7 protein-coding genes are annotated in these 11,273 nt (G+C 68.1%); 6 read left to right on the top strand and 1 reads right to left on the bottom strand.

Features of this window, described 5'->3' with window-relative positions:
* Window positions 1-5 precede the first annotated feature (5 nt).
* The 6 genes from HCC78_RS03810 to HCC78_RS03785 all read left to right on the top strand — a co-directional run bounded on the left by HCC78_RS03810 (window position 6) and on the right by HCC78_RS03785 (window position 8,030).
* A complete protein-coding gene (locus HCC78_RS03810; protein WP_172327407.1) occupies window positions 6-1,835 on the top strand; it encodes a glycosyltransferase in 1,830 nt (609 codons plus the stop codon).
* Window positions 1,832-3,166, top strand: a complete 1,335-nt coding sequence (locus HCC78_RS03805) for a DUF3131 domain-containing protein (protein WP_172327406.1) — start codon at window positions 1,832-1,834, stop codon at window positions 3,164-3,166. The genes HCC78_RS03810 and HCC78_RS03805 overlap by 4 nt, the downstream gene beginning before the upstream one ends.
* Window positions 3,163-3,900 (top strand): peptidoglycan-binding protein, encoded by a 738-nt coding sequence (locus HCC78_RS03800; RefSeq protein ID WP_172327289.1) that lies wholly within the window; start codon window positions 3,163-3,165, stop codon window positions 3,898-3,900. Before HCC78_RS03805 ends, HCC78_RS03800 begins: the two co-directional genes overlap by 4 nt.
* A gap of 5 nt (window positions 3,901-3,905) precedes the next feature.
* Window positions 3,906-5,438 (top strand): hypothetical protein, encoded by a 1,533-nt coding sequence (locus HCC78_RS03795; RefSeq protein ID WP_172327405.1) that lies wholly within the window; start codon window positions 3,906-3,908, stop codon window positions 5,436-5,438.
* Between the two features lie 10 nt (window positions 5,439-5,448).
* A complete protein-coding gene (locus HCC78_RS03790; protein WP_172327404.1) occupies window positions 5,449-6,360 on the top strand; it encodes an esterase family protein in 912 nt (303 codons plus the stop codon).
* Between the two features lie 131 nt (window positions 6,361-6,491).
* Window positions 6,492-8,030, top strand: a complete 1,539-nt coding sequence (locus HCC78_RS03785) for a family 16 glycosylhydrolase (RefSeq protein WP_172327403.1) — start codon at window positions 6,492-6,494, stop codon at window positions 8,028-8,030.
* A gap of 220 nt (window positions 8,031-8,250) precedes the next feature.
* On the opposite strand, the gene HCC78_RS03780 is transcribed toward HCC78_RS03785, so the two are convergent.
* Window positions 8,251-11,040: a bifunctional aconitate hydratase 2/2-methylisocitrate dehydratase gene (locus tag HCC78_RS03780; RefSeq protein WP_172327402.1), complete on the bottom strand. Its 2,790-nt coding sequence runs from the start codon at window positions 11,038-11,040 to the stop codon at window positions 8,251-8,253.
* Between the last annotated feature and the right edge of the window lie 233 nt (window positions 11,041-11,273).

The raw sequence follows: 11,273 nt of genomic DNA, 5'->3' as shown, positions 1-11,273 counted from the left end.
CGACCATGGACGACTATTTCCGCGCTTTCGAGCACCGCCTCCCGCCCGAGCCGCTGCCCTATTCGCCGCTGCGCGAGCTGCTCTGGCAGTTCCTCGCCACGATCTCGCTGGTGGTCGGGGCCTGGTATGTCGGCTGGCGCTGGCTGCATTCGCTGAACCATGACGCGATGTGGTTCGCCCTTCCGCTGGTCCTGTCGGAGACCGCGGCCTATCTCGGGCTGATCCTTTTCGTCTACAATCTCTGGAAGGACCAGGCGCCCGAGATCGCCGAGCCGCCCGCGCTGATCGGGGATGTCGATCCGGCCGCGCCAGATCAGGGCCGCCCGATCAGCATCGACATCCTGTTCGCGACCTACAACGAGGACCCCGAGCTGGTGCGGCTCGGGCTGCAGGATGCGGCGAAGCTCGACTATCCGCATCCGATCGACGTCAAGATCCACGTGCTCGACGACGGCAAGCGGCCCGAGATGCGCGCCGTCGCCGAGGAGGAGGGCGCGGGCTACATCACCCGCACCAGCAACGAGGGCTTCAAGGCGGGCAACCTGCGCAACGCGATGGAGCGCACTTCGGGCGATTTCATCGTGATCTGCGATGCCGACACGCGGCCCTTCCCGACCTTCCTGGCGCGCACGATGGGCTATTTCCGCGATCCCAAGATGGCCTGGGTCCAGACCCCGCAATGGTTCTACGACCTGCCCGAGGGCGAGCGGCTGGCGGACCGGCTGGCGCGGCGCTTCGGCCGGGCAGGGGGACGGATCGGCCGCGGGATCGAGCGCGTTCTGGGCGAGATCCGGCTTGGCGAGGACCCCTATGTCAACGATCCGCAGATGTTCTACGACGTCATCCAGCGGCGGCGGAACCGGGCCAATGCCTCCTTCTGCTGCGGGGCAGGGTCCATCCACCGGCGCGAGGCGGTGATGGAGGCGGCGCTGCGCAGCTTCGGCGACCTTGTGGAGCGCCGGGTCATCGCCGCGGAAGAGGAGATCACCCTGGAAAGCCGCGAGCGCCGGGTCAATCCCGCGCTGATGGAGGCGATCCGCACCGAGGCGGTGACCGAGGTCGTGCTGACGCCCTACCGCTTCCACGTCTCCGAGGACATCTACACCTCGATCGTGCTGCATTCCGACCGAGAGCGCGGCTGGAAGTCGTACCAGCACCCTTATGTCGAGTCCAAGATGCTGTCGCCGCAGGATTTCCTGACCTGGACCATCCAGCGGTTCAAATATGCCGGCGGCAGCCTCGACATCCTGTTCAACGACAACGCCATGTTCCGGCGCGGGCTGACCCTGCCGCAGCGGCTGATGTACGGCGCGACCTTCTATTCCTATCTCGGCGCGCTGTGGAACATCGTCTTCCTGTTCGCGCCGGTGATCTACCTGTTCTCGGGCGTTGCGCCGGTCTCGGCCTATACCGGGGACTTCTTCGTCCATGTCGTCCCGTTCCTGATCGCGCTGGAGCTGGCGATGATGGTCGGAACCTGGGGCGTCTCCGGCTATGCGGCCAAGGCCAGCTACCTGTCCTTCTTCCCGCTCGGGCTGCGCGCCATCTGGACCGTGCTGCGCGGGCAGAAGATCTCCTTCCCGGTGACGCCGAAGGACCGGCAGTCCGGGAATTTCCTGAAGCTCGTGCGCCCGCAGCTGGCCGTGCTGGTCCTGACCGCCGCCGGAGTGGTCTGGGGGATCGCCGCGGTGCTGTTCGCGGACACGCCGCACACGCTGACCGGCGTGGTCACCAATGCCCTATGGGGCCTCAACAACTGTGCCGCGATGGCGGGCATCATCCTGGCTGCGGTCTGGCAGCCGCCGGAAGAGACCGAAGAGGAGAAGCGCCGATGAGCTTCCGCAAGAACCTGACCCGCGCGCGGGGGCATATCGTGTTTCTCGTGGGGCTTGCCGCCGGCCTCGCGCTCGTGCTCTGGCTCGAGACATTCGGCAATCCGCCCGAAGTGGCGACCATGCAGGGGGGCTCCGTGGCCATGCAGGCATTCGACCGGATCGAGCCGCTGCCCTTGGCCATCCGCGGCGAGAGCACGCCGGAGGACATGGAGGCGGCGCGCATCGCCTGGACCTATTTCGCCAACAACACGATCGAGGAAACCGGCCTGGCGAATTCGGTCGACAAGTATCCCTCCACCACCATGTGGGAAACCGGCTCCTACATCATCGCCATCCTCTCGGCCGAACGCCTGGGCGTGATCGAAACCGCCGAGGCGCAGGCGCGGCTCTCCAAGCTGCTGGGCAGCCTGCTGACGCTGCGGCTGTTCCAGGACACGCTGCCGAACAAGGCCTACCACACCCGCACGCTGGAGATGGTCGACTACGGCAACCGGCCGTCCGAGCTGGGGCTCGGCTGGTCGGCGCTCGACGTGGCGCGCATCGTCTCGGCACTGGGGCTTATCGAGCGCCGCCACCCGGAGCTTGCAACGGAAGTCGAGACGCTGATGGGCACGTGGTCGCTCGGCGAGATGGTGCAGGACGGCGAGCTGGTCGGCACCAATGTCGTGGCCGGCGAGGTCCGCGAGAACCAGGAGGGCCGGGTCGGCTACGAGCAGTATGCCGCCAAGGCGATGATGCTGTTCGGCTACGACGTCTACAAGGCCTACGAGGTCGAGGAGAACCTGATGGTGCAGACCGTCGAGGGCCAGCCGATCCCGGTCGACACCCGCCTGCACCGCGGCAAGACCCCGGCCTTCGTGGTCAGCGAGCCCTACCTGTTCGACGGGCTGGAATTCGGCTTCGACGCGCGCTCCCAGCGCTTCGCCACGGCGATCTACCGGGCGCAGAAGGAACGCTACGACGAGACCCGCGAGCTGACCGCCGTGACCGAGACCCATCTGAGCGAAGAGCCTTATTTCGCCTATTCGACGGTCTGGGGCGGCGGCGAGCCCTGGGCGGTGATGACCTTCCAGGGCGAGCGGATCGACAGCCGCCGGACCGTCGCGACCAAGGCGGCCTTCGGCTGGGACGCGCTCTTCGGCACGAAATACACCGCCGCTCTGGTCGAGGCGATCTCGGAGACGGCCGACCCGGAAAAGGGCTGGCCCGAGGGGATCTACGAGGAAACCGGCGAGGTGAACAGCTCGACCACGGCCAACACCAATGCCGTCGTCCTGGCCGCGCTGGCCTTCAAGGCCTACGGCCCGCTGATGCGGGTGGCCGGCGAATGAGGACGGCTGCGCTGATGGCCTTCGCGGCGCTGCCCGCGGCTGCGGCGGCGCAGGAGATCCCCTGCGTGGGGGCCGCCTTCGACCGGCCCCTGCCCGGGGCGGTCAATGCCGTGCAGCGGTTCCGGGACGTGCCGACGGCGCGCTATCCCGGGCTCTGGCAGGAAGGCCGGATCGCGGGCTTCGTCTACCAGCTGTCCAGCGATCTCACCGCCATCGTCGCGCCGGGCTTCGACCTGGCGGACTGGCGCCTGGTGGTGCTGTGCAATGCCGCTGCCGGCAGCTGCGAGCAGCGCCCGGCCGGTCCGGTGCCTCCGGCTGCGAAGCCGGTGGCCGACATGCTGGGACGCTGCCTGCTGGGCGAGGATGTCACCGGCACGGAGCTGGCCTCGGACGATCCGCAGGCGCCGATCGGCCTGCCGCCGGGCGCGGGGGTCACCGATGCCGGGCGCATCCTCGATTCCAGCGCCGGTCTGGCCACCGCTGCGGGCGCGCGGGTCGAGGAAGGGGGCGCGGCCTCCGGCACCTGCGCGGCCGATGCGGTCGCAGCGGGCGGAACGGAGGTGCAGACGCTGCAGCGGCTGCTGCTCTTCGCGGGATACGATCCGGGTCCGGCAGACGGGATGATGGGCGCGCGCACGCGCCGCGCGCTGCAGCAGGCGCTCGGCGCGGATGCGGCGCAGATGGCGCCGGCGGAGGCCGCCGCGGCGCTCCGCGGCAGCCTGTGCGGGGAGTGACCGGGATGCAGCCTTTCTGGAAAGCCCTGGGCCTTTCGGCCGCCTGCTGCTTCGGCGCGCTTGCGGCGGAAGCCGCCGCCGCCGCCGATCCGGCCGGGTCTGCGAAGCCGCAGGCGCCGATGGCGGCGCCGCTGATCCTGGCGCAGGCCGCCGCGCCGATGCCGGACTGGTGGCAGCGGCTGCCGGGCGAGGATTTCGTCGACACGCTCGACCCGGCGGTGCCCGGGGCCGAGGAGATCCTCGAGGACACGCCGAACGCGCTGGCCTGGTCGCGCTCCCAGCAGGGCGCCGTGCCCGGCTGGGCCTACCGGCTGTTCCCGGACGGATCGGCGGTGGTGGTGCCCGACACTTCCCGCGCGGCGGCGGAGTACATCCTGAAATGCACGGCCGGAGTGTCCTGCGACATCATCCAGGGCGACAGCATCGTCGAGAGCATTCCCGCCACCGGCGCGCCGAAGCCCGCGCTGCCCGAGGCGCCCGACGGACTCGGCCTGGCCCGCTATCTCGCCCGCTGGATCCTGGCCGGGACCGGGGCGCCCGCCGCCCGTGCCGTTCCTGCCGCCCCGGCCGCAACGGGCGCCGCCCCGGTTCCTGCAAGAGCAGGGGCGGAGCCCGCGCCGGGCGCGACGGTGACGGCGGCCGCGGCCTCTTCGGGACCGTCCGGCGGCTGCATCGTCAACGACATCTTCGATGCGTCTGCCTGCCGCCCGGGGACTGCGGCTGCCGCGGCTTCCGGGACGGCTGCCGCTGCGCCGGCTCCCGCGGCGGCGGCACCACGCTCCGGCGCCACCGCGCAGCGCCCCGCTCCGGCGGCTGCGCCCGCGCAGGCCGCGGCGGCTTCGGCTGAGCCTGCGGAAGAGCGCATGAGCCTGGCCGAGCGGTTCCGGCTGTCCTGCTCGGTCAGCAGCGGCACGACGCTGCAGTATTCCGACCATGACGACCAGAGCACCGAATACGGCAAGCTCCGCTTCAGCCTCGGCTGTTCGGCGCGGCTGGCCGAGCGCATTTCGCTGCGGGCCGCCTACATCTACTATCCGATCCAGCACCAGCAGGCGCCCTGGGACCCCGACTACACCTATGCGCTGTCCTGGCGGGTGACGGATTTCCTGCTGCTCGACTATTCGAACTACTCGGCCCGCTTCGCCGCGGTCGGCGCCTATTACATGCCCAGCCTGATGGACGGCAACCTGCGCGCCTATCTGGCGCTGCCGAAGATCCGCTTCGACGAGATCCGCGTGGCTTCCTGCTCCTTCGGCTTCGGCCTGCCCGATCCCGGCGATGCCTCGGGCTCTCTCGGCTGCAACATGGCGCTGACCGAAAAGCTGCGCGTCGGCGTGACCGGATATGCCTACCCGCCGCGGGTGCACGAGGCCTGGAGCCCGGACTATTCCTACACTGCCAGCTACCAGGTCACCGAGAAGGTCCAGGTCAGCTATGCCAACTACAGCAACAACCGCCTGCCCTGGAACGACGACCGCTCGCACGGGCCGGGCCTCCTGGGGGGCAGCATCACCCTGTCCTACCGGCTGAGCTTCTGAGGGGAGGGCGATGATCCGGCAGCTGCTCTGCACCTGGCTCGCCGCGCTTTCGCTGGCACCCGCCGCGCGGGCCGAGGTGCGCTTCGACAACGTCATCGCCAGCGCCACGCTGGACCGGCCGGTCCGCTACGCGCTCTACCTGCCGCCCGGCTACGGCGCGGACAGCCGGGACTATCCGGTGCTCTACCTGCTCCATGGCGGCGGGACCGGCCAGCCGTCGGACTGGTTCACCCTGGCCGGGATCGACCATCTGCTCGACCGGATGATTGCGGCGGGCGAGATCCGGCCGCTGATTGCCGTGGCCCCCGACGGGCGGCGCGACGCGCTGAACGATGTGGCGACCTATTTCCTCGACGACCGCGACGGCGGCACCCGCTGGGAGACGATGTTCTTCGCGGATTTCATCCCGGCGGTGGAGACCCGGCACCGCGCGATCGGCAGCGGCGACGCCCGCGCGCTGCTGGGCATCTCGATGGGCGGGGTGGCGGCGGCGGTCTACCAGCTGCGCGCGCCGGACAGCTTTGCCGGGGCTGCCGCGCTGAGCTCCGCCTTCCGCACGGAAGGCCAGCTGCTGGCGCTGTCGCCCGAGGGATACGAAAGCCGCTACGGCGGCGTGCTGGGCTCCGGGTTGGAGGGAGCGGACCGGATCAACTCGGCCTGGCAGGCGCTCCTGCCGGCGACCTTGGCGGCGGGGGCGGAGGCGGCGCGCTTCCGGCGCGTTCCGCGGCTCTATTTCGACATCGGTGCGGACGATCCCTTCTTCGAGGCCACCGCCGCGCTGCATGTCGCGCTGCGCGATGCCGGGGTGAAGCACCGGTTCCGCGTGACCGAGGGCGGGCATGACTGGCCGTTCTGGCGCGGCGCACTGGAAAGCGCCCTGCGCCATGTCGATGCGGTGCTGTCCCGCGGCTACGGAGAGTGACGCAGCCCGCTGTGGCCCGCGCTGCGCACCCTGCGGAAACTTTACTCCCGCGCGCAAATTCGTGATGGCGAATCGCCATGGAGTAGTAATGTGCGGTGCCTTGTTACCGTAACCTCCCGGGAAGTACTCCGATGACCTATGCCAGTCCTGAGGCGCTCGACGCCCTCCTTGCCGCCTCGCGCGCGATCTATTTCGGCCCCCTCCCTGCCTCCGCTTCTGACGCGGTGCCTGCCGATGGCGCGGCCTCGGCCACGGCCGCGGCGGCCTCGCCGGTTCTGGCCGCTGCGGCGGCGGAGCTGGCTCCGCTCTCCGCCGTCTACGCGATGGTCCTGTCGGACCCGCCGCTGAGCATTTCGATCGGCGGCGAGACCTACGTCCTGACCTTCGCCGACGAGTTCAACGGCTCCTCGGTCTCGTTCTGGACCGGCTTCGGCAGCGGCGGCATCTGGACGACCTCGTTCTCGCCGCATCTCGACGACACCCGGACGATCGCCTCGAACGGCGAGCTGCAATACTATGCCGATCCCGACATGTCGGCCTTTCCGGGCATCTTCACCCTCAGCCAGGGCGTGCTGACGATCAATGCCGCCGAGCTTGACGCGTCGCAGCAGCTTCTGGCCGACGGGATGGAGTACGCCTCGGGCATGATCTCGACCGAGCTGAGCTTCTCCGCCTCCTCGGGCTATATCGAGATCAGCGCCGACGTGCCCGACCAGACCGGGTTCTGGAGCGCCTTCTGGCTGCTGCCCGCGGACGGCGACTGGTCCGCCGAGATCGACATCTTCGAGATCCTCGGAGAGGATGCCGACACGCTGCACACCAACCTGTGGACCGATGGCACGCCGGATGCCGAGGCGGTGACCGTCACCGGCGCGGGCGACGGGTTCCACACCTATGGCCTGTTTTGGGATACGGACACGGTGCAGTGGTACTATGACGGCACGATGATCCGCGAGGCGGAGAACACGGTGACCGAGGAGATGTACCTGATCATCAACCTCGCGGTCGGCGGCTGGGCCGATGACCCGGACGCGACGACGGATTTCTCCGACGGGCTCAGCATCGACTATGTCCGCGTCTACGAGCTGGAGAGCGATCCGGACCGCAACGAGGCGCTGACCTCGGCCACCTTCGTTCCGGCCAGCCCGGATGTCGGCACCAGCGCCTCGGAGGTGATCGACGGGTCGCATTGGGGCGACGTGATCAAGGGCCAGGGCGGCAACGACACGCTCTACGGCGATGACGGCGATGACCGGCTCTATGGCGGCGGCGGCGCCGACCGCATTTTCGGACAGGGCGGGGACGACACCCTGAACGGCGGCAGCGGCGCCGACCACCTGATCGGCGGCAGCGGCGAGGACGTGCTGGACGGCGGGACGGGAACCGACCACCTGTGGGGCGGCTCCTACGGTCCGGACGGCAGCAGCGACCGCTTCGTCTTCGCCACGGGCCGGGGCACGGACTACATCCACGATTTCGAGGCCGGGCTGGATCTGGTCGACCTGAGGTCCTTCGCCACGGACTGGACCTCCGTCCTGTCGGCGCTCGACGACCAGGGCTGGGCGGTCAAGCTCGACCTGCAGTCGCTCGGCGGCAATGGCGGGGATGTCGTCTATCTGGTGGATGTCACCCTGGCGGAACTCGGCAGCGACAGCTTCCTGCTGGCCTAGGCTGCAAGGGAAGGGAGGAGCCGCCCGGCATCCCTGCACGCGGTGCTGCACGGGGGCCTCCCCTGAGGGAATGAAGGTGCGCGATCCGGTTTCCGGCGGCCGGATGGCGGCCGTGCCGCGGCCGCCCGGATGCAGAAGGGGCAGCGCCGGTTTCCGGCGCTGCCCCTTCGATGTCATTGCGGCCCGGGCCCGCAGGCCCGCAGGGCCGGAGCCCGTCCGGTCAGAAATGCACCGAATCCGACGCCGCGGGCGCTGCGGTCGGCGGCGCGAACTTGGTCAGGTCGATGCCTTCGACCGCGGCCTTGTACTCGTCCGCCGACGGCGTGCGGCCGAGGATGGCCGACAGCACCACGACCGGGGTCGAAGCCAGCAGCGACTCGCCCTTCTTCTCGGCGCTGTCTTCCACGACGCGGCCCTGGAACAGGCGGGTCGAGGTCGCCAGCACGGTGTCGCCCTTCGCGGCCTTCTCCTGGTTGCCCATGCAGAGGTTGCAGCCGGGACGCTCGAGATAGAGGATGTTCTCGTACTCGGTGCGGTTCTGGGTCTTGGGGAACAGGTCGTCGAACTCGAAGCCCGAGTACTTCTGGAGGATTTCCCAGTCGCCCTCTTCCTTCAGTTCGTCGATGATGTTGTAGGTCGGCGCGGCAACCACGAGGGGCGCCTTGAACTCGACCTTGCCGTTCGCCTTTTCCAGGTTCTTCAGCATCTGGGCGACGATCTTCATGTCGCCCTTGTGCACCATGCAGGAGCCGACGAAGCCCAGGTCCACCTTCTTCTCCGAGCCGTAGTAGGAGATCGGACGGATGGTGTCGTGGGTGTAGCGGCGCGACGGATCGGCGTTGTTGACGTCCGGGTCCGCGATCATCGGCTCGTCGATCAGGTCGAGATCGACGACGACTTCGGCGAAGTACTTGGCGTTGGCATCCGGCTTCAGCGCGGGCTTCTCGCCCGACTTGATCTCGGCGATGCGCTTGTCGGCCTTGGCGATCAGGCCCGCGAGCGTGCCTGCCTCGTTGTCCATGCCCTTGTCGATCATCACCTGGATGCGGTGCTTGGCCAGCTCCAGCGAGCCGATCAGCGTCTCGTCGTTGGAGATGCAGATGGAGGCCTTGGCCTTCATCTCCGCGGTCCAGTCGGTGAAGGTGAAGGCCTGGTCGGCCAGCAGCGTGCCGATATGGACCTCGATGATCCGTCCCTGGAAGACGTTGTCGCCGTGCTGCGCCAGCATCTGTGCCTGGGTGGCGTGGACCACGTCGCGGAAGTCCATGTAGTCCTTCATCTTGCCCTTGAAGGTGACCTTCACGGACTCGGGGATCGGCATGGTCGCCTCGCCGGTCGCCAGCGCCAGCGCCACGGTGCCGGAGTCGGCGCCGAAGGCGACGCCCTTCGACATGCGGGTGTGGCTGTCGCCGCCCACGATGACGTCCCAGTCGTCCACGGTGATGTCATTGAGCACCTTGTGGATCACGTCGGTCATCGAGTGATACTGGCCCTTCGGATCACGCGCGGTCACCACGCCGAAGTTGTTCATGAAGGACATGAGCTTCGGGATGTTCGCCTGGGCCTTCTTGTCCCAGACCGACGCGGTGTGGCAGCCCGACTGGTAGGCCGCGTCCACGGTGGAGGAGATCACGGTGGCCGCCATGGCCTCCAGCTCCTGCGCGGTCATCAGGCCGGTGGTGTCCTGCGAACCGACGATGTTCACCTTCACGCGGACATCCGAGCCGGCGTAGAGGACCTTGCCCTTCGGCACGCCGAGCGCGTTGCGGTTGAAGATCTTCTCGACCGCGGTCAGGCCCTGGCCCTCGGCGGTGACTTCCTTGTTCGGCGCGAAGACCGGGGTCGGCTCGACGCCCAGCGTCTCGGCGGCGAAGGTCTGCAGCTTCTTGCCGAAGACGATGGCATAGGACGAGCCCGCCTTCATGAATTCGACCTTCTGGGGCGTGAAGGCGGAAGCGACATCGGCGAGCTCTTCGCCTTCTTCCGACTTCAGCTTCTTGCCCTTGGTGTCGATGGACAGGACGGTGCCGGTGGCGACCGAGTATTTCTGCTCGAGGATCGGGTTGCCCTCGTTGTTCAGCAGCGGCTTGCCGTCTGCGTCGAGCTTCTTGACCCAGTTCTTCAGGTCGAGGCCGATGCCGCCGGTGACGCCCACGGTGGTCAGGAAGATCGGCGAGATGCCATTGGTGCCCGCGACGACCGGCGCGTAGTTCACGAAGGGAACGTAGGGGCTGGTCGGCTTGCCGGTCCAGAGCGCGACGTTGTTCACGCCCGACATCCGCGACGAGCCCACGCCCATGGTGCCCTTCTCGGCGATCAGCATGACGCGCTTGTCCGGGTGCTGCGCCTGCAGCTCCTGGATTTCCTTCTGCGCCTCGGGGGAGATCATGCACTTGCCGTGCAGCTCGCGGTCCGAGCGCGAATGCGCCTGGTTGCCCGGCGACAGCAGGTCGGTGGAGATGTCGCCTTCCGCGGCGATGTAGGTGACGACCTTGATCTCGTCCTCGACCTCGGGAAGCTTGGTGAAGAACTCGGCCTTCGCATAGCTTTCCAGGATGTCCTTGGCGACCGCGTTGCCGGCCTCGAAGGCGGCCTTCAGGCTGGCCATGTCGGCGTCGTAGAGGAAGACCTGGGTCTTCAGCACGTCGCCGGCCTGCGCCGCGATCCCGGCATCCTCGCCGAGCGCCAGATCCAGCAGCACCGCGACCGACGGGCCGCCCTTCATGTGCGACAGCAGCTCGAAGGCGAAGGCCGGGGTAATTTCCGGGACGACGGACTCGCCCAGGATGATCTTCTTCAGGAAGGCGGCCTTGACGCCTGCGGCGCTCGTCGTGCCGGGCAGGGTGTTGTAGATGAAGAACTCGAGCGAATCCTTCCGGTACTCGTTCCCGGCATCTTCGATCTGTGCGATCAGCTCGCCGACCAGCGCGCCATCATCGATGGGCTTGGGATGCAGGCCTTCCGCTTTGCGCGTTTCGATTTCAGCTAGGTAGTCTGTGTACAAGCTCATGACGATCCCTGGTTCCGGTGCTGGTCTCAGCGAGAAAACACGGCCGCAACCCGCTGTCGCGGGAAACGGCCTGCCTATTGTGTACATCCGTATACCACGTGCGGACCGGCAGCAAGCGGTTCTGCTGTCGCACAGGGCGCTGGTCCCCATTTTCGGCACAGAATCCCTCTCCTGCCAAGCGCGACAGGCCGACAAACTGCGGCTTTTTCGACAGGTTCTCCCGGTGCCCGAAA

The sequence above is a fragment of the Mangrovicoccus sp. HB161399 genome, assembly GCF_013184745.1.
Lineage (GTDB): Bacteria > Pseudomonadota > Alphaproteobacteria > Rhodobacterales > Rhodobacteraceae > Mangrovicoccus.
Note: the sequence above shows the minus strand (reverse complement) of the source record. Positions and strands in the feature narration are given on the sequence as shown.

What these genes read in the sequence shown, in the direction of transcription:
- HCC78_RS03795 (WP_172327405.1), top strand. Translation starts at nt 3,906, where the DNA reads ATGCAGCCTTTCTGGAAAGCCCTGGGCCTTTCGGCCGCCTGCTGCTTC.
- HCC78_RS03780 (WP_172327402.1), bottom strand. Translation starts at nt 11,040, where the DNA reads ATGAGCTTGTACACAGACTACCTAGCTGAAATCGAAACGCGCAAAGCG.
- HCC78_RS03810 (WP_172327407.1), top strand. Translation starts at nt 6, where the DNA reads ATGGACGACTATTTCCGCGCTTTCGAGCACCGCCTCCCGCCCGAGCCG.
- HCC78_RS03790 (WP_172327404.1), top strand. Translation starts at nt 5,449, where the DNA reads ATGATCCGGCAGCTGCTCTGCACCTGGCTCGCCGCGCTTTCGCTGGCA.
- HCC78_RS03805 (WP_172327406.1), top strand. Translation starts at nt 1,832, where the DNA reads ATGAGCTTCCGCAAGAACCTGACCCGCGCGCGGGGGCATATCGTGTTT.
- HCC78_RS03800 (WP_172327289.1), top strand. Translation starts at nt 3,163, where the DNA reads ATGAGGACGGCTGCGCTGATGGCCTTCGCGGCGCTGCCCGCGGCTGCG.
- HCC78_RS03785 (WP_172327403.1), top strand. Translation starts at nt 6,492, where the DNA reads ATGACCTATGCCAGTCCTGAGGCGCTCGACGCCCTCCTTGCCGCCTCG.